The sequence below is a fragment of the Psychrobacillus sp. FSL K6-1415 genome, assembly GCF_038003185.1.
Lineage (GTDB): Bacteria > Bacillota > Bacilli > Bacillales_A > Planococcaceae > Psychrobacillus > Psychrobacillus psychrodurans.
Genome location: NZ_JBBOOQ010000001.1, coordinates 1,548,607 through 1,573,435 on the forward strand (window position 1 = coordinate 1,548,607; position 24,829 = coordinate 1,573,435).

The window sequence follows — 24,829 nt, forward strand, 5'->3', positions numbered from 1 at the left end:
TATGAGCTTCTTAGATGTATTATATTTTATTATCCCTTCTGCGATTTTCTATGCAGCTCCTTTAATCTTCGTAGCTATCGGTGGGGTTTTCTCAGAACGATCTGGTGTTATCAACATCGGATTAGAAGGTTTAATGGTTATGGGTGCTTTTATCGGTATTCTATTTAACTTAATGTTTATAGATACATTTGGAGCGATGACTCCGTGGGTTTCGTTAATCGCAGCAATGGTTGTTTCTGGGCTATTCTCAGTTATGCATGCAGTAGCATCGATTTCCTTCCGTGCGGACCAAACAATATCTGGGGTTGCGATCAATATGCTAGGTGTTGCAATTGCTCTTTTCTCTGTGAAAATGATCTATGATAAAGGTCAAACAGATTATATTCAAGAGCGATTTATTCGCTTTGATATACCACTATTAAGTGATATTCCGATAATTGGACCAATGCTATTTAAAGATGTATATGGAACTTCAATTTTAGCAATCGGAGTTGCAGTGTTGGCTTGGTTCGTTATTTACAAAACTCCATTTGGATTACGTCTACGCGCTGTAGGGGAACATCCGATGGCTGCAGATACAATGGGTGTTAATGTAACTAAAATGCGTTATATTGCTGTTATCCTTTCTGGTGCGCTTGCAGGATTAGGTGGTGCAGTTTACTCTCAGTCTATTTCTGGAGAATTTAGTCATACTACTATTAATGGACAAGGGTTCATGGCTCTTGCAGCAATGATTTTTGGTAAATGGCATCCACTTGGAGCACTTGGAGCAGCTTTGTTCTTTGGGTTTGCTCAAGCACTAAGTATTGTTGGTGGGCAAATTCCTTATGTAGATCAAGTACCAACTTATTTCTTACACATCTTGCCTTATGCTCTAACTATATTGGCAGTAGCCGGATTTATAGGAAAAGCACACGCACCAAAAGCGAGTGGAATACCTTATATTAAAGGAAAACGATAATTTAAAGTTTTGTAGTTAAGCCAGTCTATACTTAACCAAACTAAATAGAAAATGGAAGAGGGACCAATTAATTGGTCCCTTTTTGTTTGGACTGATATAATTAGAAAATGTATAGTGAATCACTAACTGAGATACACTAGAAAGAAAAAGGGGGATCACTTATGTTTCAACAATTCGAACTTGCAAGTGGCGTTAAGCTTTTTGTGAGACCTACAGAACAATTCAAAACGATCAATATCTCGTTCAAATGGAAACAACCTTTAACAGTAGAAAAAGCATCTATTCGTGCAGTTTTAGCGAATATATTACAATTCAGCAATGAAGTATACCCTACAAATGCAGCTTTTAGAAAGCGCTTAGACGACTTGTATGGAACTGCTTTATACTTTGATACAACGAAAAAAGGGAGCCACCATATTTTTTCACTGAACGCAGAAACCGTAAACGATGCATACTTATCCAATGAAAAAATTGTCGATGAAGTATTTTCTTTATTACATACCGTTATTTTTAAACCAAATTTGGAGAATGGCAAATTTGGTGAATCAATTGTAAAAAGAGAAAAAGAACAGGTAATTGAACGAATTCAATCCATGTATGATGACAAAACCAGATATGCGCAGCAACGTTTGTTAGAGAACATTCGCCCAAATAATCCAGCTTCTATTACATCTAATGGTACAGTGGAGGCTGTTAAAGCGATTACAAACGAGCAACTAATTGAAATGCATCATGATTTACTAACAAAAGACGATTTATCTATCTATGTAGTTGGGGATGTAAATATACAGGAAATAAAAGAAAAAATGCAGAGTCATTTTTCCTTTGTAGATCGAACAGAAAAGATTGAAAAGCCAGTTGATATACCAAGCGAAACAACTGATAAGAAATTTCTTCATGAAATACAAGATATGAAACAAGGTAAACTTCATATTGCCTATCAAACACCTATCACTTTTTTCTCGGAAGAATTTCCGGTTATGCAGCTTACAAATGGTATTTTAGGTGGATTTTCGCATTCTAAAATTTTTATGAACGTGCGTGAAAAAGAAAGTATGGCCTATTATGCATCGAGTAGCTACTCTTCACTCTATGGATTAATATTCGTGTTAGCAGGAATAGATTCTAATTTGCAGAAAAAAGCGGTCGCATTAATAGATGAACAACTAAAAGCAATGCAAGCAGGTGATATTTCCGACTTAGAATTAAACCAAACGAAATCTATGCTTACCAATCAACTGAAAGAAGCTTTAGATTCCGCACGTGCTCAAATTGAAATATACGACCAATATAAAGAATTGAACGCATCCTTTACCGTAGAAGATTGGGTCGGAAAATGGATGAATGTTACAAAAGAACAAATACAACAAATGGCATTAACTATTGAAAAGGAATTTGTTTATTTCCTTTCAGGCAAGGAAGGTGCAGCAAATGAATAAAACTTATTTTCAACAATTAGAAGAAACATTATACAACGAAACACTTCCGAATGGTTTAGATGTTTATATTTTGCCGAAGAGAGGGTTTTCGAAGACATTTGTCACTTTTACTACAAAATATGGTTCTATAGACCGTGAATTTATTCCTTTAGGTAAAGATGAACCTGTTATTGTTCCTGATGGCATTGCTCATTTTCTCGAACATAAAATGTTTGAAAAAGAAGAAGGGGATGTATTTCAAAAGTTCAGTGAGAAAGGTGCATCTGCAAATGCATTTACTTCTTTTACAAGAACGGCGTACTTGTTTTCCTCGACAGACCATGTATTAGATAATACGAAAACTTTGTTGGATTTTGTTCAACAGCCTTATTTTACAGAACAAACTGTAGAGAAGGAAAAAGGTATTATTGGTCAGGAAATTACGATGTATGACGATCAGCCAGATTGGCGTTTGTACTTTGGGACAATCGAAAATATGTATAAAGAACACCCAGTAAAGATTGATATTGCAGGGACAATTGATACTATTAGCCATATTACAGCAGAACATTTATATGAGTGCTACAACACTTTCTATCATCCATCAAATATGGTTTTATTCGTAGTGGGGGCAGTTGATCCAGAAGAGATGATGGACTTCATCAAAGCAGATCAAGCGGCAAAAACATTTGAGGAACCACAGGAGATCAAACGTTTCTACCCTGAGGAGCAAAAAGCAGTCGATAAAAAAGAACGTACTCTTCAGATGGATGTTCAAAAACCTAAGGTATTATTTGGAATTAAAGCAAGTAATACCGACATCTCTGGCGATGAAATGTTAAATTATGAACTAGCGATGCAAGTAGCAATTGAAATGATATTCGGTAGAAGTTCGGCATTTTATCAAGAAATATATGAGAATGGATGGATTGATGAATCTTATTCAGCAGATTTCTCAATGGAGCAAGGCTATGGTTTTACAATGATTGGTTCAGATACCGTTAACCCGACTGAACTAACCGAGAAAATAAAGGAAACCATTAAAAATTATGCTTCTAATTGGAATGTGGAGGATGAAGATTTACAACGTATCGTCCGTAAGAAAATTGGCTTTTTCTTAAGAGCACTAAATTCCATAGAATATATAGCAAATCAATTTACACGATACTCCTTCAATGACATGAATTTATTTGATGTTGTTCCTGCTTTAGAGAAACTAACAATGGATCAGGTGAAAGCAGCATTCCAATCGTTAATAGACGATAATGCTCATACTGTCTTTACAATCTTGCCTTATGAGAAAAGTAATGAGTAAAAAGTTTGCATTGGTGTTAGGTGCATCCGGTGAAATTGGTCACGCAATATGTCGTAATCTCGCGGAAGCCGGTTGGTCCATGTACCTACACTATGCAAATAATAAAGGAAGCATAGTAACATTAGTAACAGAACTCAACAAGTCTTATCCTGAACAAGAGTTTATCGTAGTACAAGCAGATATGAGTAATCCGAATTGTATTGAAAAAATAGTTGCTTCTATATTTACACTTCAAGCGATAGTATTTGCCCAGGGACATAGTCTGTACAAAGGTTTAGAGGACACTAGCTTAGATGATATTCGTCTATTATTTCAAGTGCATGTGGAGCATCCTATGGCATTATTAGGAATACTAAATAGTAAGCTTCGTCAGCAGTCTAGTAGTTCAGTTATTTTTGTTGGCAGTATATGGGGAGATACAGGTGCCTCTTTTGAAGTTGCCTACTCTGCTGCAAAAGGAGCTCAGCATGCCTTTGTAAAGGCATATGCTAAAGAGGTTGCACTACAACGAACAAGGGTAAACGCGGTCGCACCAGGATTTATCGATACAAAAATGAACGCTCATATTGAAGAGGAAGCTCGTCAGCTGATTCTTGAAGAAATTCCTGCCGGTTTTTTGGGATCCACACAAGATATAGCGGATGCCGTCGAATTTTTAACGAGTGAAAAGGCCAAATACATAACAGGTCAAATCATTCGGGTTAATGGTGGATGGTATATTTAATATCCTACTTCATGTCGCAAATACAATAGTGAAACCAAATAGAAAAAGAAAAGAGAGTATTACACGCTCTTTTCTTTTTTTCTTTTATTCGACTACAAAATCATATATGATAGAACTAATCATGAAGTGAAACGTCATCTATAGAGAAGGGAAAGATATAACATGGCTAGTGAATGGTTTTTTGAATATGAAATTCAAGTTAATCGTCCAGGACTTTTAGGTGACATTGCTTCTTTACTTGGTATGCTTCGAGTTAATATTGTAACGATTAATGGTGTAGATGAAGGCAGACGGGGTATGCTTATAAAAGCAGAGAAAAAAGAAAACATTGAACGTTTTGAACATATCGCTTCAACAATGGAAACGATTCAATTGACTAAATTTAGGGAACCTAAGCTAAGAGATCGTCTTGCAGTTCGTCATGGTAGATATATTCAACGTGATGCAGACGACAAAAAAACATTTACATTTGTTCGTAATGAGCTTGGTCTTTTAGTAGATTTTATGGCTGAAATCTTTAAGCAAGAAGGACATAAACTTATTGGAATTAGAGGAATGCCAAGAGTAGGGAAGACGGAATCAGTCGTAGCAGCAAGTGTATGTGCAAATAAAAAATGGATATTCTTGTCCTCTACGATGATCAAACAAACAATTAGAAGTCAATTGGCAGGAGACGAGTTTAGTGATCGTAATATTTTTATATTAGATGGTATTGTAACAAGAAAATCAAATGATGAAAAGCATTTACAGTTAGTAAGGGAAATGATGCGGATGCCGACTATCAAGGTTGTGGAACATCCTGATATGTTCATCCAGCATTCTGAGTATTCTCTTGATGATTTTGACTATATTATCGAGCTTCGTCATAGTCCGGACGAGCAAATCACATATGAAATGATGGAAAAAAACCACGGAATGTCTGACAAAGGAATGACGGGATTTGGTGGATTCAATTTTTAATGGGCAGGTGTTTTAATTGACTGAACTTGGGGCTCGCTTAAAAGAAGCGAGAACAGCAAAGGGTTATAGTATTGACGATTTGCAAGAAATAACAAAAATTCAAAAACGGTACTTAGCAGGTATTGAAGAAGGTAATTATGCAACTATGCCAGGTGCATTTTATGTTCGTGCATTTATTAAACAATATGCAGAGGCAGTTGGATTGAATGGAGACGAATTATTAGAAACGTATAAATCAGAAATCCCTTCTCCATCAAATGAGGAAGTAACAAAAAATATTCCTACAACACCATCTAGACGAGCATTAGGAGGACGATCGTCAAGTAAATTGATGGAGATTTTCCCAATGGTTATGGTTGTAGTTTTTGTTATTGCAATTATCGTAATGTTTTGGTTTTTATACCAAAATAGAGCCGATGATCCGGATACAGAAGTTACTAACGACGAGTTAACGCAAGAGAATAAACCAACTTTTGAGGACAATGAAAATATACAACCTGATTCTGAAGAAGAGCCAGTTGAGGAAGAACCTGTAGAAGAAGTTGTGGAAGAGCCAGAACCACCTGCACAGCAGTTATCATTCGTAGATATACAAGGTGTAACTTCAACGTATAATTTAACCAATGCAGAAAATTATGCAGTAAAATTGGTCGCAGCAAATACTACATGGTTGAATATTAGGGATGAAAATGACAAAATTCTTGTGGATCAATCGGTGAAGGCTGGAGAAACCTTCGAATTTGATGCAAATGCATTTTCTAAAATCCGTATACGTCTTGGGCATGCGCCTGGGAATACTGTTACAATAAATGAAGAAGTGGTAGAGTTTAAAAGCACAGAAGTTGCTCAAAATGTAGTAATACAGTTCAACAAATAGTCATCTTAGTGATGGCTATTTTATTTGAAATTGAAAGGAGTTTTTTCCATGAAAATGAATATACCAAACCAAATTTCTTTGTTTCGTATATTTTTAATACCTGTTTTTATGTTTTTTATGCTTGTAGACTTCAATTGGGGAGATATTACTTTATTGGGAGCAACTATTCCGGTTGGACATCTAGTTGGTGCTATTATTTTTATAATTGCTTCGATTACAGACTTTATCGATGGGTACTACGCTAGAAAATATAACTTAGTTACGAATATGGGGAAATTTCTTGACCCTTTAGCAGACAAGTTATTAGTTTCAGCTGCTTTAATCATTTTAGTTGAGTTTGGAATGGCACCATCATGGGTAGTAATATTAATTATCAGCCGTGAGTTTGCAGTTACTGGTCTTCGATTGATATTAGCGAATGAAGGCGAGGTAGTAGCTGCCAATCAATTAGGTAAAATAAAAATGTGGACACAAATTGTTGCGATTTCCTCCCTTTTATTGGGTAATATATTCTTTGAAATGTTCCATATACCATTTGATATGATCATGCTGTATGTATGTCTATTCTTTACGGTCTGGTCTGGATGGGATTATTTTTATTTGAACCGCAAAGTGTTACTAGATTCTAAGTAGGAAGGAAGTTCTTCATGAAGGCAGAAATTATTGCAGTAGGATCAGAGTTATTACTAGGGCAGATTTCTAATACAAATGCCCGTTTTATTTCCACTCAATTAGCAGAGATTGGTCTGGACGTTTACTATCACACGGTTGTTGGAGATAATGCGAATCGGCTGTTAGAATCGATTAAAATTGCAGAGAAACGAGCAGACCTTATTATTTTCACAGGGGGATTAGGTCCGACAAAAGATGATTTGACGAAAGAAACTATTGCAAAGCATCTAGGTATGAACTTAGTGCTAGATAATCATGCAATCATGTATATTGAAGATTTCTTTAAGCGTATGGATCGTAAAATGACGGAAAACAATAAAAAACAAGCACTTGTTTTAGAAGGATGCACCGTGCTGGAAAACAAACATGGTATGGCACCAGGGATGTTACTTTCTACGGATAGTCATTCATATATGCTACTTCCTGGACCGCCGAAAGAGATGGAGCCAATGTTCCAATTCGAAGCGAAGCCATTATTACCTCAACTCCTTTTGGATGAAAATGTTATTTTGTCCCATGTTATCCGTTTCTATGGAATTGGAGAAGCAGAATTGGAAACAGAAGTGCAGGATCTCTTAGAGAACCAAACGAATCCAACACTTGCTCCACTTGCATCTGATGGTGAGGTTACCCTTCGTTTAACCTCAAAAAGTAATTCTGAAGAAGAAGCTTGGAAAAAGATAGAAATGTTACAAGCTGAAATCCTCAACCGTGTAGGTAAATTTGTTTATGGTTATAATAATGACTCTCTACCATCGAAATTGAGAGAAATCCTTATTGAATATAGCCTAACTATTTCAGCAGCAGAGAGTATGACGGCGGGACTTTTCCAATCGGAGCTTGCTGCAGTACCAGGAATGGGAGAAGCATTGGTGGGTGGAATGATTACCTACACAGAAGATGTGAAGATTAACCAATTAGGTGTTGATGCTGATATTATTGAGAAATACAGCGTTGTTTCTAGTCAGTGTGCTGAGCAAATGGCTCTTCGAGTTAAAGAAAAGTTTCAGACGGATATCGGTGTGGGCATTACCGGGGCAGCGGGTCCTGATGGTCATGGGGGTCAACCGGCAGGTACAATTTGGATTGGAATCGCATTAGGCGATACTAAGCCAGTAACATATAAGCTTAATCTATCAGGTTTACGAAACACGAATAGAATTAGAACAGTGAAGTTTACAATCTATTATTTGATACGTTTGTTGCGGGAACTAAAATTATCAGGAATTTAATTTTGATTTATAAAAACGGCCCAAAATTTAATTTTGAGTCGTTTTTCACACTCAAAATTAAATAGTTATAAAAAATAAACGAATGAACGTTCGCTTTTTTCTTGTAAATTTCTCAAAGACCGAGTATAGTAAGAATAGAAATAAAAAACATCATCATTTCTTTTGAGGAGGAAATATAATTGGCTAACAATGATCGTAAAGCAGCTTTAGATATGGCGTTAAAACAAATAGAGAAACAATTTGGTAAAGGTTCTGTTATGAAACTAGGAGAAAAAACAAATCTAGAAATTTCTACATCTTCTAGTGGTTCATTAGCACTGGATGCTGCACTAGGAATAGGCGGGTATCCAAGAGGACGTATTATTGAAATATATGGTCCTGAGAGTTCAGGTAAAACAACTGTTGCTCTTCATGCCATCGCAGAAATACAAAAAACTGGTGGTCAAGCTGCGTTTATCGATGCTGAGCATGCCTTAGATCCAGTCTATGCACAAAAACTTGGTGTAAACATTGATGAATTACTGTTATCGCAACCAGACACAGGGGAGCAAGCACTTGAAATAGCAGAAGCTCTTGTACGAAGTGGAGCAATTGAGATTTTAGTAATTGACTCGGTAGCAGCATTAGTACCAAAAGCGGAAATTGAAGGAGAGATGGGAGATTCTCATATCGGACTTCAAGCACGTTTAATGTCACAAGCATTGCGTAAGCTATCAGGTGTAATTAATAAATCGAATACGATTGCAATTTTCATTAACCAAATTCGTGAAAAAGTTGGAGTAATGTTCGGAAATCCAGAAGTTACACCAGGTGGTCGTGCGCTTAAATTCTATAGCTCTGTTCGTTTAGAAGTAAGACGTGCAGAAGCGATCAAACAAGGTACCGATATTATGGGGAACAAAACCAAGATTAAAGTAGTTAAGAACAAAGTAGCTCCACCATTTAAAACTGCAGAAGTAGACATTATGTATGGTGAAGGGATTTCACAAGAAGGAGAAGTAGTTGACATAGGATCAGAGTTTGATATTATTCAAAAAAGTGGTTCTTGGTATGCGTACAATGAAGAGCGCATAGGTCAAGGTAGAGAAAATGCAAAACAGTACCTAAAAGAAAATCCTTCTATTAAATCTGAAATAACTGGTAAAATCCGTGAATCACTTGGAATGGCGGCAAGTTCACTAACGATTGGTGGACATGAAGTCGAAGAGGAAGAAGACGGAGAGTTCGAATTACTATTAGATGAAGAATAAAGTCCAGAAAGTCTCTCATTCATTTGAGAGATTTTTTTTGAAAGTTTATAAACATGTAATGTGAATACTGGGTTCACAGGTCTTTAAGAATGTATAATGCAGCTGTTTTGCTCTTCAGTTGGACTCGTTCTGCATGGGTGAGCGATGCACCATCACCGTCGCTTGCGCTCAACATCTTGGTTCATCACTCTCACTGATCGTGGGAGAGTCGCCACCTTTCACTTTGAATACGAATCATCTTTTCTCTAGTTAAACAAAAACGCACTAACCTATTTTCAAAAGTTATATAAAATGCAATAAGGTTACCGAAAAATAGAGAGACTAGTCGTGACGTTAGTCACGACCAGACTCTCCAAAAAGTCCATCTGTATAATATAGATGGATGTTTGACCAAAGCCCTCAAAAAAGATAGAAACGGTTTTTGACCGTAAAGAAAGCCTATGCTTTTTAAAGTAGACTTTTTCAAACCTAGCCATAATTTTCAATAAAAACTGTATTTTTATTCGCTTGAATGAAACTACATATATCCAGATGTTTATTTTGTCCTACTTTTCATATATTATACTTCCCTTCCTTGACAGAGTATTTCTACATCTATACAATTAAAATTGTATAATTTCTTTATTATTAAATGATTATAGGCATTACGTATATGTTTTTGTATATACGTGCCGACTGAAACTAAAAAGTATAGCATTAGGGGGTGTTCGAATGACAGAAATTATCATCTCCGCTTTGCTTGGTCTGATTGTCGGTGCCGTTGTTGGTTATATTTATCTGAAAAACGTGAACGATTCAAAAGTGACTGGTGCAAAACAATCTTCAGCAAGTATCATAGATGAAGCAAAGCGAGAAGCGGAAGCGTTGAAGAAAGAAGCACTTTTAGAAGCCAAAGATGAAACTCACAAATTACGAAATGAAGCAGAATCTGACATCCGTGAACGCCGAGGCGAACTGCAAAAACAGGAAAATCGGTTATTACAAAGAGAAGAGAACCTTGATCGTAAAGATGATGCTCTAAACAAGAGAGAAGTAGGTCTTGAGCGTAAAGATGATGCTCTAACTGAAAGACAACAGCATATCGAACAGAAAGAAAGCAAAGTGGATGAACTAGTTAAAAAGCAACAAACTGAACTAGAAAGAATTTCTACTTTAACTCGTGAAGAGGCGAAATCCATAATTCTTCAAGAAGTAGAAAATGAACTTGCTACGGATATTGCTGTGATGACAAAGGAATCGGAAACTAGAGCTAAAGAAGAATCCGATAAAAAATCTCGTGAGATTCTTTCCCTTGCGTTACAACGTTTTGCAGCAGACCATGTTGCAGAAACAACTGTTTCTGTAGTTAACTTGCCAAATGATGAGATGAAAGGTCGTATTATTGGCCGTGAAGGTCGAAACATTCGTACACTTGAGACGTTAACTGGTATTGATTTAATTATCGATGATACTCCAGAAGCTGTGATTCTTTCAGGCTTTGATCCAATTCGAAGAGAAACTGCCCGTTTAGCACTTGAAAAACTGGTACAGGATGGACGAATTCATCCTGCACGAATCGAAGAAATGGTAGAAAAGTCTAGAAGAGAAGTAGATGAGCAAATTCGCGAAATTGGTGAACAAACTACATTCGATATTGGAATTCATAATTTACATCCCGACCTTATGAAAATTCTAGGTAGACTTCGTTATCGTACAAGCTATGGTCAAAATGTATTAAAACACTCAACAGAAGTTGCCTATTTAGCTGGGTTATTAGCTGCAGAACTTGGTGAAGACGTAACACTTGCAAGACGTGCAGGGTTACTTCATGATATTGGGAAAGCAATTGACCATGAAGTGGAAGGCAGCCATGTAGAAATTGGTGTTGAGCTTGCAACAAAATATAAAGAGCATCCAGTAGTCATTAATAGTATTGCTTCCCATCATGGAGATACAGAAGCTACTTCTGTTATTGCCGTATTAGTGGCGGCTGCCGATGCATTATCAGCAGCACGACCTGGTGCAAGAAGCGAAACATTAGAAAACTACATTCGTCGTTTGGAGAAATTAGAAGAAATTTCTGAATCCTATGAGGGTGTAGAAAAATCATTTGCTATTCAAGCTGGTCGAGAGATTCGTATAATGGTTCGTCCGGATCAGATTGATGACTTAACTGCTCATCGTTTGGCGAGAGATATCCGTAAACGAATTGAAGAAGAATTAGATTATCCTGGTCATATTAAAGTGACTGTTATTAGAGAAACTAGAGCTGTAGAATATGCAAAATAACATTCAATAATGGTGTTCTACTGTTTGCTAAGTTAGTATTAACAAAAAGGCTTCGAAATGAAGCCTTTTTTTCGTGAAAGGAATGAAATAGTAATGAGAATATTATTTATAGGTGATATCGTTGGTTCGATGGGACGAGATACATTAGAAGATTATTTACCAAGATTAAAAAGAAAATATAATGTAGATGTAGTTATTGCTAATGGGGAGAATGCAGCTGCAGGTCGTGGGATTACTAAAAGTATTTTTCAATCATTGCTCCATATGGGCGTAGATGTAGTAACGATGGGTAACCACACTTGGGATCAAAAAGAAATTATGGATTTTATCGATGACACGGATTATTTAATTCGTCCTGCGAACTTTTCAGAGGATGCACCTGGTAAAGGGATGACTTCCATCTCTAAAGGGGGTCATACCATTTCAGTGATCAATATGCATGGCCGCACATTTTTACCACCCCATGATGATCCATTTAAGATGGCTACTGAAATGGTTGAAGATGCGAAAAAACTATCACCAATTGTCTTTGTAGATTTTCATGCAGAAGCTACAAGTGAAAAAATCGCATTTGGTTGGCATTTAGATGGAAAAGCTTCTGTTGTAGTTGGAACACATACGCATGTTCAAACTGCAGACTCCCGTATATTACCTGGAGGTACTGCTTATATCACAGATGTTGGTATGACAGGCCCATACGATGGGGTACTAGGTATGAAAAAAGAAGATGTTCTTTACCGTTTTCAAACGAATATGCCAGCTCGTTTTGAAGTACCAAAGACCGGACGTTCTGTGCTTAGCGGTTTCTTTGTAGAAGTGGACAATACCACTGGGAAAGCAATACACCAGGAACGAATTTATATAAACGAGGATTACCCATTTAAAGGCTAAAAGTCTAAAAGATTACTCCTGCGCATAAGTTAGATTATGAACCAGAAGCAAGTTCATAATATAGCGACAAAAGGAGAAATGATAGTGGATTCTTTAAAAGTATCTTCCAGATCAAACCCAAATTCAGTTGCTGGGGCATTAGTTGCAGTAATTAGAGAACAAGGGTATGCAGAGATGCAAGCAGTAGGAGCAGGAGCATTAAATCAGGCTATCAAAGCGATAGCAATTGCCCGAGGATTTGTAGCCCCAAGTGGAACAGACCTAACTTGTTCTCCTGCCTTCACCGATATTGTCATATCAGGTGAAGATCGAACAGCTTTAAAGTTACTTGTTGAAAAAAAAGCAAAATAGACGGGGGGTCGCTACTTTTATAGTAGGCGACCTCTCTTTTTAATAATTAGTACTAACTAAATGAATTTATAGATTTTTTTCGAATAATTTGTGACACTACGTTTCCGTCAAAGGTCTGAATTTCTATAAAAATACGGGGAATACATAGTGATAACTGCTAGTTCGTGATAAACTTATGAAGGAAATTAGTATTTAATCGAATAGTAAGGAGATGTTTATATGTTGCAACAGCTTTCTTGGAAAGTAGGAGGGCAGCAAGGAGAGGGTATTGAAAGTACAGGAGAAATATTCTCAATGGCGATGAACCGCCTAGGATACTATCTGTACGGATACCGTCATTTCTCTTCTCGAATTAAAGGTGGCCATACAAACAATAAAATCTGTGTACGTCCAACGCAAGTTCGTACAATTCCAGATGATTTAGATATTTTAGTAGCATTCGATCAAGAAACAATTGATGTCAACTACAAAGAGTTAACGGAAAAAAGTGTAGTTTTGGCAGATGCGAAATTCTCACCAGTAGCACCTGAAGATTGTAAGGCACCAATGTATATTGTTCCTTTCACAGAGGTAGCTGCAGAACTTGGAACATCTCTTATGAAAAACATGGTAGCAATTGGCGCAAGTGCTGCACTACTTAACTTGGATAAAGCAGTATTCCAAGGGGTAGTAGATGAAATTTTTGGTAAAAAGGGACAAGAAGTAGTAGAAAAAAACATGCAAGCTATTCAACAGGGCTTTGAAACAATGGCTGAGCAACTGGGAGATCGTCTTGGTGAGTGGGAAATTGCGCCTGCTGACGGAAAACATCGGATGTTTATGATAGGAAATGATGCGATTGCTTTTGGTGCATTAGCAGCGGGTGTTCGCTTTATGGCTGCATATCCGATTACTCCTGCATCGGAAATTATGGAATATATGATTAAAAAACTACCATTATTTGGTGGAGCTGTTATACAAACAGAGGATGAAATTGCTGCTGCTACAATGGCAATTGGTTCAAACTATGGTGGTGTTCGTGCTTTTACTGCATCTGCAGGTCCAGGGCTTTCACTGATGATGGAGGCAATTGGTCTTTCCGGTATGACGGAGCAACCACTTGTAATTGTGGATACACAGCGTGGGGGACCTTCAACTGGTTTACCGACTAAACAAGAACAATCCGATTTAATGCAAATGATTTATGGAACTCATGGAGAAATTCCAAAGGTGGTTATTGCACCAAGTACTGGAGAAGAAGCATTCTATGATACTATTCAAGCTTTCAATATTGCGGAGGAATTGCAGCTTCCAGTAATTATTTTATCAGATTTACAACTATCACTCGGTAAACAAACAGTAGAGCCATTTGATTATTCTAAGGTTGAAATCCGTCGTGGTAAATTAGTAGAAAATGATGAAATTCCTGTAGCTGAAGATAAATCATACTTCAAGCGTTTTGAAGTAACGGAAGATGGAATATCACCACGTGTTCTACCGGGTACAGAGCATGCAATTCACCATGTAACTGGGGTTGAGCATGATGAAACAGGTAAACCATCTGAGGCAGCAACAAATCGTAAAGCTCAAATGGATAAACGTTTAGGGAAGCTTCAGCATATTAACTTCAAAGAGCCGGTATACGTAAACGCACCTTACGAAGAAGCGGATATACTATTTGTTGGCTTTAACTCTACTAGAGGAGTGCTAGAAGAATTACAACAAACATTTATTGAAAGTGATATTAAAGTAAATCATGCACATATTCGTTTAATTCATCCATTCCCAGTGGAAGAAATGCACTCACTAGTTGCAAAAGCGAAAAAAGTAGTAGTAGTAGAGAATAATGCAACTGGTCAATTAGCAAATATCATTAAAATGAATGTTGGCGGTCATGATAAATTGGTAAGTGTAACAAAATATGATGGCACACCATTTTTACCATTACAGCTTGCAAAACAAGTAAAGGAGTTGCTAACAGATGGTAACATTTAAAGATTTTCGTAATAATGTAAAACCTAACTGGTGTCCAGGTTGTGGTGACTTCTCGGTGCAGGCAGCAATTCAACGTGCTGCAGCAAATGTTGGCATTCAACCACATGATTTAGCTGTAATTTCTGGTATCGGCTGTTCTGGGCGTATTTCTGGATATATTCATTCATATGGTTTCCATGGTATTCACGGTCGTGCACTTCCAATTGCACAGGGATTAAAAATGGCAAACAAAGATTTACATGTTATTGCTTCTGGTGGTGATGGTGATGGATTTGCAATAGGGATGGGTCATACCATTCATTCCATCCGTCGTAATGTCGATATAACTTATGTTGTCATGGACAACCAAATCTACGGTTTAACAAAAGGGCAAACATCCCCACGTTCAGCAGAGGGCTTTAAAACGAAGTCAACTCCTGGTGGAGCAATTGAACCATCTGTTCAACCGTTAGAACTGGCCCTAACTTCTGGAGCAACTTTTGTAGCGCAAGGATTTTCTTCTGATATTAAAGAGCTAACTGCAATTATCGAAGCTGGCATTAATCATAAAGGATTTTCGTTCATCAATGTTTTTAGCCCATGCGTAACTTACAATAAGGTAAATACTTATGACTGGTTTAAAGAACATTTAACAAAGCTTTCTGCTGTCGAAGGATATGACTCTACTAACAGAGAAGAAGCTATGAAAGTAGTAATGGAAACAGAAGGTCTTGTTACAGGTATTATTTATCAAGATGAAAACGCCCCATCCTACCAAGAACAAGTTCCTGGTTATGCTCCAACCCCACTTGTCGATCAAAATTTGAAGATGAGTGAACAGGAATTCAACGCTTTAATTCAAGATTTTATGTGATATAACTGAGCTCATGAACCGTTAATGTTCATGGGCTATTTTTATACGAACGAAAGCCCATAAATATTAAAAAATAGCCCATAACAAGCAGAAGATAGCCCATAAAAACCATGCTAGCCCTTCATAGACAGATTATAGCTCTTAAATATGCTCGGATAGACCTTTATAATGAGGAAATAGCCCATAACATCTCCCACCCAACCTCAATAATTCAATTATCTGAGCTTAATTTGTCTAAATAAGAAATTTTAAGTTGAAAGCCTTGTGGCATTAGAGAACTATTCAGTATAATAGGAGGGATATTCGTACTTTTCACGAATGAAGGAAAGGAGAGTTCTTATGAACGAGGAATCACGTTTACAAAGTACTCAAGTGAAGGAAGCTAGTTCTTTGGATAAAAAGTCCGAGAAGGATTATAGTAAATATTTTCAAGCAGTCTATACTCCACCATCATTAAAAGATGCGAAGAAACGTGGCAAAGAAGAGGTTGAATACCACAACGACTTTGCTATTGCTGAGCAATTTAAAGGCATGGGTCAAAATAGAAAATTTTATATACGTACTTATGGCTGTCAAATGAACGAGCATGATACAGAGGTAATGGCAGGCATTTTCATGCAACTAGGATATGAACCTACGGATACTGTAGACGATGCAAATGTTGTTTTACTAAATACTTGTGCCATTCGTGAAAATGCTGAAAACAAAGTATTTGGTGAGCTTGGTCATTTTAAACATTTAAAACAAAAAAATCCAGATGTATTAATCGGCGTCTGTGGTTGTATGTCGCAGGAAGAATCAGTTGTCAACAAAATATTAAAAACTTACAATCAAGTAGATATGATTTTTGGTACACATAATATTCACCGTCTTCCTAATATATTAAACGAGGCTTACCTTTCTAAAGAAATGGTAGTGGAAGTTTGGTCTAAAGAAGGAGACGTTATAGAAAACTTGCCGAGAGTACGTAAGGGTTCGATTAAGGCATGGGTTAATATTATGTATGGCTGTGATAAATTCTGTACATATTGTATCGTTCCATATACACGTGGAAAAGAACGCAGTCGTCGTCCGGAAGATATTATCCAAGAAATTAGACATCTTGCGGCGCAAGGCTACAAGGAAGTAACATTGCTTGGTCAAAATGTAAATGCATATGGAAAAGACTTTGAAGATCTAGATTATCGCTTTGGTGATCTAATGGATGACCTTCGGAAGATTGACGTAGCTCGCATACGTTTCATGACTAGTCATCCTAGGGACTTTGATGATCACTTAATCGAAGTGCTTGCAAAAGGCGGAAACTTAGTTGATCATATTCATCTTCCAGTTCAATCTGGATCATCGGATATCCTTAAAATAATGGCTCGTAAATATACAAGAGAGCATTATTTAGAACTTGTTCGTAAAATAAAAGCTGCTATCCCAAATGTTTCATTAACAACCGATATAATTGTTGGGTTCCCAAATGAAACCGATGAACAATTTGAAGAAACAATATCACTATATAAAGAAGTCGGTTTCGAAATTGCTTATACGTATATTTACTCTCCACGGGAAGGTACTCCAGCTGCAAAAATGATAGATAACGTACCGATGGAAGTGAAAAAGGAAAGACTGCAGCGTTTAAATAAGTTAGTAAATGATATGTCAGCTGAAGCTATGAAAAGACATGCTGGACAAATTGTGGAAGTTTTAGTCGAAGGTGAGAGTAAAAACAACCCCGATGTACTTGCAGGCTACACAAGTAAAAGTAAACTAGTTAATTTCGTTGGTCCTAAAGATATTATTGGCAAAATAGTTAAAGTGAAAATAACAGAAGCAAAAACATGGTCACTTACTGGGGAACTAGTAAATGAAACAATCGAGCAAAAGGTGGGAGTATAATGTCTACAACAAAATATACTAGAGACGAAATTATTGAAAAAGCAAAAGAAATTGCAACTATGATTGCAAATACAGAAGAAGTTGAATTCTTCAAACGTGCCGAAGAGCAAATCAATGAAAATACAAAGGTACGCGAAAAAATAGCGAGTCTTAAAAGCTTACAAAAACAAGCTGTCAACTTTCAGCATTTAGGGAAAGAAAAAGCTCTTACACTTATTGAGGGGAAAATTTCAGCAATCGAGGAAGAAATTGATAGTCTACCGATTGTACAACAATTCAAACAGTCACAAGGTGACGTAAATAGTCTGCTACAACTAGTTGCAAATTCAATTTCTAATAATGTAACAAATCAAATTATTGAAGCAACTGATGGTGACCTATTAAGAGGCGAAACAGGATCAAAAGTAAAAAATACAACGTACGATAGTTGTTCATAATACTTATTTTAAAAGGCATTCATTTAATCTGAAAGGATTAAATGGATGCCTTTAATTGCTTGTTCCGAGTCTTTCAAAACTGGGTTAATAATAGTTCTGTACTGTAAAGAAAACTAGTAATATACTTTTATAAAAACACTGAAAATGCATAATTGGTTGGCAATTTGTTAAACTTTTGTGTTAAAATTGTTATGTACTTTGGGAATATATATATGAGGGGGAAATTGTATGAAGAAAAAGCAGTTTAAGCTATTAAGCATACTAAGTATTTTTGTTTTATTAATACTTGCAGCATGTGGCTCAAATGAAGGGGATTCATCGTCAGATGGAGATTCTGGTAAAACAAAAGAAGACTACAAGTTTTTAAGCTTATTAACAGGTGGAGTACAAGGAACGTATTATCCACTTGGGGGAACATTTGCGGAATTAATCAGCAGTGAAACTGGGATTAAAACTACAGCTGAGGTTTCACAAGCATCAGCAGCAAATATGACAGCACTAAAAGAGGGGACTGCAGAAATTGCATTCACACAAACAGACATCGCTTTCTATGCAACAGAAGGAGAGTTAATGTTTAAGGACAATAAAGTAGATACAATCTCTGCACTTGGTGCACTTTATCCAGAAACAGTTCAACTAGTAACTACGGACAAAACAGGGATTAAGTCATTCGATGATTTAAAAGGCAAGAAAATTTCTGTAGGTGCTCCTGGATCAGGAACATATGCAAATGCAGAACAATTACTTGAAATTCATGGATTAACGATGGACGATATTGAACCACAAAACTTAGATTTTGGTGAATCACAAGATAGTTTACAAGCTGGTCAAATTGATGCGGCATTTATTACTGCGGGAACTCCAACTGGAGCTGTAGAAGCGTTGAACGCAGTTGCTAATGTAGTAATCGTTCCTGTAGAAGATGCAAAAGCTGATGAGCTAATCGAAAAATATCCATATTACGCTAAAGATGTAGTGCCATCAGGTACTTACGGATTAACTGAAGAAGTACCTACAGTATCTGTATTAGCAATGCTAGCTGTAACTAACGAGCTACCAGAGGACTTAGTTTATGAGATGACAAAAGCAATTTATGATAATGCTGGTAGTATTACTCATCCAAAAGGTCAATTTATTAAACCTGAAACTGGGCTAGAAGGTATTGGGATTAAAATTCATCCTGGTGCTCAAAAGTATTTTGATGAAGTAAATAAATAAAATTAAATGCTCGGGGGCATGTTGCTGTTGCTTACATGTCCCTTTTTTATTGAAAGAATGGTGGAGCAAAGAAATGCGGTTTCTTAAGGTGTTTGGAATAATAGTCCTTTTATGCGTTGTTGGCATTTCATTTTTCTTTCCATATCAACAAGTATTTGTTTTTACTGAAACTAGAAGTGACGATCCTAAATTATATTATTTACGGATTGAGGATGCACGAGACTTCCAAATTATATTCACACATTCTATACATAAAAGTGATGTAATAGAACTATATAAAATAACAGAGGATGCTAAAATTCAATTAGTATCAATGATGTATGAGGATTTAGCAATTGGAATGCCTGGACACGCAGAAGAAGGGCAAACTTTTGAAGAGAAAGATGGGATATATAAACTTTCCTATGATGATAAAGTTATCAATTCTTTTACTCTTTTTGTTGCTGATATTGATATGGATTTAATATTTAAATATAAACAAAAAGAATATGACTTAAAAAAATTATTAGAACGTAGTAAATCATATGAATTTGAAGTAAAAAAAATATCTCTATATGAACAATGGAAAGGAGCTAAGATGAATGACTGAAAAACAATCAAAACCGAACAGCGAATCGTCTGAAACAGAATCTTTTCAACAGTTATCGGAAGAAGAACAGCAAGCCATTTTACAGAAATACGATCCTGAATCTAATACAAGATCTGTAGATGGTATTATGAAGAAGGTAATTTTCTTTGGATTATTAGCATTTTCTTTATTTCAACTTTATACAGCTATTGAAGGTCAATTTACAGCTTATATTCAACGGTCAATACATTTAGGGTTTGCATTATCCCTTATTTTCTTAATGTTCCCCGCAATGAAAAAATCAATTCGAAAAAGAAAAATTCCAATATATGATTATCTTTTATCCATATTATCTATTGGAGTAGGTCTCTACTGGCCGATACAATATCAAGAATTAGTTTTTCGAGTAGGAACAATGACAGATTTAGATTTTATAGTAGGTGCATTAGCAATATTATTAACTTTAGAAGCAGCTCGCCGTACTGTCGGGTTACCTATTACAATAATCGCTACTGTTTTCTTAGTGTATGCATTCTTCGGACCGTATTTTCCAGGTTTCTTAGCGCACAGAGGGCAAGATTTAAGCAGTTTAGTGCATCTAATGTTCTTTACAACAGATGGGATTTTAGGTACTCCGATTAGTGTATCTGCTACATTTATATTTGTCTTCCTGCTATTTGGATCATTCCTAGTGAAAACCGGAGTTGGGCAGTACTTCAATGACTTAGCGGTAACACTTGCAGGTCGTTTAACTGGGGGACCTGCAAAGGTTGCCATTTTCTCCAGTGCGTTACAGGGTACTATTTCAGGAAGCTCAGTTGCTAACGTAGTAACTTCTGGTTCTTATACGATACCAATGATGAAAAAGCTAGGTTATCGAAAGGAATTTGCAGGTGGAGTAGAAGCAGCAGCGTCTACAGGCGGGCAATTAATGCCCCCAATTATGGGTGCAGCGGCATTCCTAATGGTAGAGTTTATCGGTGGTATTACTTATTGGGAAATTGCAAAAGCAGCAGCGATACCAGCAGTTTTATACTTTGCTGGTATATGGATTATGACACATTTTGAGGCAAAACGTGTTGGACTAAAAGGTATGTCAAAAGAAGAAATGCCAGATCGCAAAGAAGTTTTGAAAAAGTTATATTTATTAATACCAATTATAACGATTATTGTTCTAATGTTTATAGGGGTACCAACGATGCAAGCAGCGTTATGGGGGATTGTTGCTGCCGTAGTATTCAGTGCAATTGATAAGGAAACTAGAATGAATTTTAAAGATATAATTGATGCTCTAGTTGATGGTGCAAGAACTGCATTAGCAGTTGCAGCGGCAACCGCTGCTGCTGGTATTATTGTTGGAGTAGTTGTAAAAACTGGATTAGGACTAAGCCTGGCAAATGGTCTTATTTCTGCATCAGGTGGAAATATTCTCTTAACTCTATTCTTTACGATGTTAGCATCTATTGTTTTAGGTATGGGTTCTCCAACAACAGCCAATTATGTAATTACGTCAACAATTGCTGCACCGGCTATCATCACACTTTTGATGCTTGATATGCCTGCAGGTGCTACAGTACCATTAGTTGTCGCTTTATCTGCGCATTTGTTCGTATTTTACTTTGGTATTATTGCAGATATTACACCACCTGTTGCACTTGCAGCATTTGCAGCAGCAGGGGTTTCTGGTGGAGATCCAATTAAAACTGGAGTTGTGGCTGCTAAATTAGCAATAGCAGCATTTATCATTCCATATATGGTGATATTCTCGCCTGCATTACTCATGATAGATACGACATTCCTTGAAGTTATTTGGGTTGTATTTACCGCAATTACCGGAATGATTGCAATTGGTGCAGGAATGATTGGATATTGGTATCGCAAGGTAACATGGATTGAAAGAATATTTGCAGTTGGAACTGGGTTGCTTTTGATTTACCCAGAAAGTTTTTCAGATATTGCCGGATTAATTATCTTTGCAATCCTATTAGCAATTCAATTGTTTACTAAGGGTAAGAATAATCCAGAAGCAATAGCACATTAAAATTTCATTTCTTCTTAAGTAAAATATAAATTTAAAGTAAAACACGAGCCCATTTTGGCTCGTGTTTTTATATAATAGAGTAAAGATAGAAAGAATTGGGGTTTTTTACATGTTAATGAAATTTGTACTAGCTGAAAAGCAGATGAATGATGCAATACTTTTTCCGGAGTTTAACTTAACTATTAATGAAAGTGAAATCGTTTCACTTTGTTCAAACGTCAATGTTCGCGAGCAACTGTTATTCATATTGCTAGGGAAAACGAACTTATCGAAAGGCAAGATAGAATTTGATTCCGAGCAAAAACTAGGATTTTATTTCTTACGTGAAGGGGAATATGAAAGACTTACAGTGAAGGAATCTCTACAATTTTTTCATCGTATTCATCAATCCGATCAATCAATTGAAGAAGTTTTACAGACTGTGCAGTTGGAAAGCAAAAAAAATAAGAGAATAAAAGAACTTTCATATTCTGAAAAGAAACGTGTTCAACTTGCACATATACTTATCCAAAATCCTGCCATATACATAATGGAAGAACCCGATCAAAATCTAGATATTGAATCGAAAAAAATCTTTATCAATATACTTAAAATGTTGAGTTCGTCACAGAAAACAATTCTTATTTTGACGGGGCAAGTAGAAAGTGCTTTAGCTTATTCTGATCAAATATACCGCTTGGATGAAAAAGGACTTCATCCAATTCAATTAGAAGTGGAGACGCAAAATGATTCAAATAAGAAAACAGGAAATGAACATAAAGACAAGATTGTTCAACCTATTCGTTTTGAAAAAATACCAACTAAGGTAAATGAAAAAATTGTATTATTTGATCCACCAGAAATCGATTATATAGAGAGCATTGAGGGACAAACTTTTTTGCATAATAAGGGAGAAAGTTTTCAGTGTGCATTTACGTTAAATGATTTAGAAGAAAGATTATTACCCTTTGGATTTTTTCGCTGTCACAGATCTTATATTGTGAATTTACAAAAAGTGCGCGAAGTAATTACATGGACTAGAAATAGTTACAGTTTAGTTCTGGATGATACGGAAAAATCATCTATACCACTTTCAAAGACGAAAATGACTGATTTAAAAGGAATGTTGGGCCTAAAATAAGCTCCGTTCACCCCAAATTTAACTCCATTCACCTGAAATATAAGGTTTTTAATGAGAATATCTCTTAATCTTAGGTTGTTCATACAAAAATGCTCAACCAAAAAATTAGGAGGTTTTTAAATGGAAAACGCAATCGAAGTGAAAGGTCTAGCAAAATATTATTCAAACTTTAAAGCAATTGAAGATGTTCAATTTGAAGTTAAAAAGGGAGAGATATTTGGATTTCTTGGACCTAGTGGATCTGGCAAGACGACAACTATTAAAATCTTAACGGGACAATTGAATGCAACAGAAGGAGAAGCTTTCGTTTTTGGAGAGAGCGTTTCTGTCCTGAAAAATCCAACAGCTCGAAAACGATTTGGTGTTCTAACAGATAATAGTGGATTATATGGAAGGCTGTCAATAATTGAAAATCTTCAGCTTTACTGCAAACTTTACGACTTACCCAATTCTAAAGTTGATGAGGCATTGGATTTTGTCAATTTAAAGGAAGCTGGGAAAAAGAAGATTTCCACTTTATCTAAAGGAATGACGCAGCGAGTCAATTTAGCTAGAGCAATATTACATGAACCTGAACTGCTATTTTTAGATGAACCAACTTCTGCATTGGATCCAGTAAATACACTACATATCTATAATGGCTTACGTGCATTAAATAATAGAGGAACAACGATATTCCTAACTACTCATGACATGCAAGAAGCTGATGTTTTATGTAACCGAGTAGCTTTCCTTCACAAGGGAAAAATTCAACTTCTTGATAAGCCAGGAGAGCTTAAAAAACAATTTGCAGATGGGACAGTAACTGTAGAATTATCGAACAATGAGAAAGTTGTACTACGAAAGGATTCAGAGGGAGCAGAAGAAATGTTCCAGCTTATGAAAGAGAATCGAGTTCAAACAGTACATTCAAATGAACCAACTTTAGGAGATATATTTGTAAAAGTGACTGGAGGAGAATTGGTATGACGTTTTCATGGAAGAGAGTAAATGCAATTTTTCAAAAAGACTTTAAGGATTTCTCAAGAAACTTAGCAGTTTCAATCGTGGTATTCTTACCACTAATTTTAGCTGCTGTATATGGCCGTATGGGATTAGATACAATACAAGCTCATTTTATGAATATCAATATGACGTTTGCCATGGTTGGTACATACGTCCAATGTTGCTTGATAGCTGAAGAAAAAGAAAAGAACACACTACGTGGACTTATGCTATCTCCAGCCAGTACATTAGAAATTCTTGGTGGAAAAAGCCTGTTATCATTTGTATTAACTATTGTTATTGCATTCTTCTGTGCATATTTATCGGAATATCGTCCAGCTAATATTGCAATCATTGCAACAGCTATTGTTATTTCATCTGTTTTCTTCATAGGTTTAGGAACTTTATTGGGCCTTATTGCAAAATCAGTTATGGAATCTTCTGTAATAGTTCTTCCTGTTATTGCTGTTTTTACAATGGGATCATTTGTAACTGTTTGGATAGAGAAGTATCCAGTATTGCAGATAGTTGAATATTTGCCAAACATTCAACTAATTGACCTTGCAACAAAAGTGGAAAGTGGAGCAGGATTCGGTGATGTAATTTCAAATCTGGCTATAATTCTAATTTGGACTGTGGTCGTATATATATTAACTGCGGTTGTATATAAAAAACGAATGGTGGATTAGTTTTAAGTCTGATAAAGCATCAGCAAAATGTAGGGGCTTTATTGCTCCTGAATAATAAATATTTGTTTAAATATACAGAGAATGCCTTTTATAGGGCATTCTCTTTTTGAAAGATAAGTATAAATGCTAAGGAAGCGTA

The 24,829-nt window shown here is 36.2% G+C and carries 22 protein-coding genes; all 22 read left to right on the forward strand.

All coding sequences use genetic code 11. The features are described 5' to 3' along the window. The first annotated feature begins 1 nt into the window (after position 1). The 22 genes from MKY60_RS07215 to MKY60_RS07320 all read left to right on the forward strand — a co-directional run bounded on the left by MKY60_RS07215 (position 2) and on the right by MKY60_RS07320 (position 24,690). Complete coding sequence (locus MKY60_RS07215) at positions 2 to 961, forward strand: ABC transporter permease (protein ID WP_241595834.1); 960 nt, start codon at positions 2 to 4, stop codon at positions 959 to 961. 161 nt (positions 962 to 1,122) lie between these two features. Beyond that, the gene (gene yfmF, locus MKY60_RS07220) at positions 1,123 to 2,400 is read left to right on the forward strand and encodes an EF-P 5-aminopentanol modification-associated protein YfmF (protein ID WP_241595831.1); all 1,278 of its coding nucleotides are present in this window, start codon (positions 1,123 to 1,125) and stop codon (positions 2,398 to 2,400) included. Further along, a complete protein-coding gene (gene yfmH / locus MKY60_RS07225) occupies positions 2,393 to 3,694 on the forward strand; it encodes an EF-P 5-aminopentanol modification-associated protein YfmH (RefSeq protein WP_093494499.1) in 1,302 nt (433 codons plus the stop codon). Before yfmF ends, yfmH begins: the two co-directional genes overlap by 8 nt. Next, positions 3,687 to 4,418, forward strand: a complete 732-nt coding sequence (gene ymfI, locus MKY60_RS07230; RefSeq protein ID WP_093494500.1) for an elongation factor P 5-aminopentanone reductase — start codon at positions 3,687 to 3,689, stop codon at positions 4,416 to 4,418. Before yfmH ends, ymfI begins: the two co-directional genes overlap by 8 nt. A 162-nt stretch (positions 4,419 to 4,580) precedes the next feature. Next, positions 4,581 to 5,378 (forward strand): DUF3388 domain-containing protein, encoded by a 798-nt coding sequence (locus MKY60_RS07235; RefSeq protein WP_340929279.1) that lies wholly within the window; start codon positions 4,581 to 4,583, stop codon positions 5,376 to 5,378. Between the two features lie 16 nt (positions 5,379 to 5,394). Further along, positions 5,395 to 6,255: a helix-turn-helix domain-containing protein gene (locus MKY60_RS07240; RefSeq protein WP_093494501.1), complete on the forward strand. Its 861-nt coding sequence runs from the start codon at positions 5,395 to 5,397 to the stop codon at positions 6,253 to 6,255. Between the two features lie 54 nt (positions 6,256 to 6,309). Next, the gene (gene pgsA / locus MKY60_RS07245) at positions 6,310 to 6,888 is read left to right on the forward strand and encodes a CDP-diacylglycerol--glycerol-3-phosphate 3-phosphatidyltransferase (RefSeq protein ID WP_090563557.1); all 579 of its coding nucleotides are present in this window, start codon (positions 6,310 to 6,312) and stop codon (positions 6,886 to 6,888) included. A gap of 14 nt (positions 6,889 to 6,902) precedes the next feature. Continuing rightward, positions 6,903 to 8,159: a competence/damage-inducible protein A gene (locus MKY60_RS07250; protein WP_340929284.1), complete on the forward strand. Its 1,257-nt coding sequence runs from the start codon at positions 6,903 to 6,905 to the stop codon at positions 8,157 to 8,159. A 179-nt stretch (positions 8,160 to 8,338) separates the two neighbouring features. Continuing rightward, positions 8,339 to 9,409: a recombinase RecA gene (gene recA, locus MKY60_RS07255; protein ID WP_269915663.1), complete on the forward strand. Its 1,071-nt coding sequence runs from the start codon at positions 8,339 to 8,341 to the stop codon at positions 9,407 to 9,409. Between the two features lie 711 nt (positions 9,410 to 10,120). Further along, complete coding sequence (gene rny / locus MKY60_RS07260) at positions 10,121 to 11,677, forward strand: ribonuclease Y (RefSeq protein WP_093494503.1); 1,557 nt, start codon at positions 10,121 to 10,123, stop codon at positions 11,675 to 11,677. 93 nt (positions 11,678 to 11,770) lie between these two features. Beyond that, positions 11,771 to 12,568, forward strand: coding sequence for a TIGR00282 family metallophosphoesterase (locus tag MKY60_RS07265; RefSeq protein ID WP_090563553.1), 798 nt, complete (start codon positions 11,771 to 11,773; stop codon positions 12,566 to 12,568). Between the two features lie 84 nt (positions 12,569 to 12,652). Beyond that, positions 12,653 to 12,919 (forward strand): stage V sporulation protein S, encoded by a 267-nt coding sequence (locus MKY60_RS07270; RefSeq protein ID WP_090562386.1) that lies wholly within the window; start codon positions 12,653 to 12,655, stop codon positions 12,917 to 12,919. 219 nt (positions 12,920 to 13,138) lie between these two features. Further along, positions 13,139 to 14,893: a 2-oxoacid:acceptor oxidoreductase subunit alpha gene (locus tag MKY60_RS07275; RefSeq protein WP_241595828.1), complete on the forward strand. Its 1,755-nt coding sequence runs from the start codon at positions 13,139 to 13,141 to the stop codon at positions 14,891 to 14,893. Continuing rightward, complete coding sequence (locus MKY60_RS07280; protein ID WP_090562380.1) at positions 14,880 to 15,746, forward strand: 2-oxoacid:ferredoxin oxidoreductase subunit beta; 867 nt, start codon at positions 14,880 to 14,882, stop codon at positions 15,744 to 15,746. The genes MKY60_RS07275 and MKY60_RS07280 overlap by 14 nt, the downstream gene beginning before the upstream one ends. Positions 15,747 to 16,085: 339 nt before the next feature. Next, positions 16,086 to 17,633, forward strand: coding sequence for a tRNA (N6-isopentenyl adenosine(37)-C2)-methylthiotransferase MiaB (miaB, locus tag MKY60_RS07285; RefSeq protein ID WP_340929286.1), 1,548 nt, complete (start codon positions 16,086 to 16,088; stop codon positions 17,631 to 17,633). Then, entirely contained in the window at positions 17,633 to 18,070 is a 438-nt protein-coding gene (locus tag MKY60_RS07290) for a RicAFT regulatory complex protein RicA family protein (RefSeq protein WP_090562374.1), read from the forward strand. Before miaB ends, MKY60_RS07290 begins: the two co-directional genes overlap by 1 nt. Before the next feature lie 228 nt (positions 18,071 to 18,298). Next, positions 18,299 to 19,288 carry a TAXI family TRAP transporter solute-binding subunit gene (locus MKY60_RS07295; protein ID WP_093494506.1) on the forward strand — a complete coding sequence of 330 codons (990 nt, stop codon included), beginning with the start codon at positions 18,299 to 18,301 and terminating at the stop codon, positions 19,286 to 19,288. 73 nt (positions 19,289 to 19,361) lie between these two features. After that, positions 19,362 to 19,877 (forward strand): DUF1850 domain-containing protein, encoded by a 516-nt coding sequence (locus tag MKY60_RS07300; RefSeq protein WP_340929291.1) that lies wholly within the window; start codon positions 19,362 to 19,364, stop codon positions 19,875 to 19,877. Further along, positions 19,870 to 21,897, forward strand: a complete 2,028-nt coding sequence (locus MKY60_RS07305) for a TRAP transporter permease (protein WP_340929293.1) — start codon at positions 19,870 to 19,872, stop codon at positions 21,895 to 21,897. The genes MKY60_RS07300 and MKY60_RS07305 overlap by 8 nt, the downstream gene beginning before the upstream one ends. Positions 21,898 to 22,006: 109 nt before the next feature. Then, a complete protein-coding gene (locus MKY60_RS07310; protein ID WP_340929294.1) occupies positions 22,007 to 23,017 on the forward strand; it encodes a LytTR family transcriptional regulator DNA-binding domain-containing protein in 1,011 nt (336 codons plus the stop codon). Positions 23,018 to 23,137: 120 nt separating this feature from the next. Next, the gene (locus tag MKY60_RS07315; RefSeq protein WP_090562359.1) at positions 23,138 to 23,986 is read left to right on the forward strand and encodes an ABC transporter ATP-binding protein; all 849 of its coding nucleotides are present in this window, start codon (positions 23,138 to 23,140) and stop codon (positions 23,984 to 23,986) included. Then, positions 23,983 to 24,690 carry an ABC transporter permease gene (locus tag MKY60_RS07320; RefSeq protein ID WP_241595809.1) on the forward strand — a complete coding sequence of 236 codons (708 nt, stop codon included), beginning with the start codon at positions 23,983 to 23,985 and terminating at the stop codon, positions 24,688 to 24,690. Before MKY60_RS07315 ends, MKY60_RS07320 begins: the two co-directional genes overlap by 4 nt. Positions 24,691 to 24,829 lie beyond the last annotated feature (139 nt).

Bases quoted from the DNA above. Each gene is read 5' to 3' on its own strand.
- MKY60_RS07250 (WP_340929284.1), top strand. From the start codon at position 6,903: ATGAAGGCAGAAATTATTGCAGTAGGATCAGAGTTATTACTAGGGCAG.
- MKY60_RS07305 (WP_340929293.1), top strand. From the start codon at position 19,870: ATGACTGAAAAACAATCAAAACCGAACAGCGAATCGTCTGAAACAGAA.
- MKY60_RS07265 (WP_090563553.1), top strand. From the start codon at position 11,771: ATGAGAATATTATTTATAGGTGATATCGTTGGTTCGATGGGACGAGAT.
- MKY60_RS07280 (WP_090562380.1), top strand. From the start codon at position 14,880: ATGGTAACATTTAAAGATTTTCGTAATAATGTAAAACCTAACTGGTGT.
- MKY60_RS07235 (WP_340929279.1), top strand. From the start codon at position 4,581: ATGGCTAGTGAATGGTTTTTTGAATATGAAATTCAAGTTAATCGTCCA.
- MKY60_RS07295 (WP_093494506.1), top strand. From the start codon at position 18,299: ATGAAGAAAAAGCAGTTTAAGCTATTAAGCATACTAAGTATTTTTGTT.
- MKY60_RS07310 (WP_340929294.1), top strand. From the start codon at position 22,007: ATGTTAATGAAATTTGTACTAGCTGAAAAGCAGATGAATGATGCAATA.
- pgsA (WP_090563557.1), top strand. From the start codon at position 6,310: ATGAATATACCAAACCAAATTTCTTTGTTTCGTATATTTTTAATACCT.
- yfmF (WP_241595831.1), top strand. From the start codon at position 1,123: ATGTTTCAACAATTCGAACTTGCAAGTGGCGTTAAGCTTTTTGTGAGA.
- MKY60_RS07315 (WP_090562359.1), top strand. From the start codon at position 23,138: ATGGAAAACGCAATCGAAGTGAAAGGTCTAGCAAAATATTATTCAAAC.
- rny (WP_093494503.1), top strand. From the start codon at position 10,121: ATGACAGAAATTATCATCTCCGCTTTGCTTGGTCTGATTGTCGGTGCC.
- MKY60_RS07300 (WP_340929291.1), top strand. From the start codon at position 19,362: ATGCGGTTTCTTAAGGTGTTTGGAATAATAGTCCTTTTATGCGTTGTT.
- ymfI (WP_093494500.1), top strand. From the start codon at position 3,687: ATGAGTAAAAAGTTTGCATTGGTGTTAGGTGCATCCGGTGAAATTGGT.
- miaB (WP_340929286.1), top strand. From the start codon at position 16,086: ATGAACGAGGAATCACGTTTACAAAGTACTCAAGTGAAGGAAGCTAGT.
- MKY60_RS07320 (WP_241595809.1), top strand. From the start codon at position 23,983: ATGACGTTTTCATGGAAGAGAGTAAATGCAATTTTTCAAAAAGACTTT.
- MKY60_RS07290 (WP_090562374.1), top strand. From the start codon at position 17,633: ATGTCTACAACAAAATATACTAGAGACGAAATTATTGAAAAAGCAAAA.
- MKY60_RS07275 (WP_241595828.1), top strand. From the start codon at position 13,139: ATGTTGCAACAGCTTTCTTGGAAAGTAGGAGGGCAGCAAGGAGAGGGT.
- MKY60_RS07215 (WP_241595834.1), top strand. From the start codon at position 2: ATGAGCTTCTTAGATGTATTATATTTTATTATCCCTTCTGCGATTTTC.
- yfmH (WP_093494499.1), top strand. From the start codon at position 2,393: ATGAATAAAACTTATTTTCAACAATTAGAAGAAACATTATACAACGAA.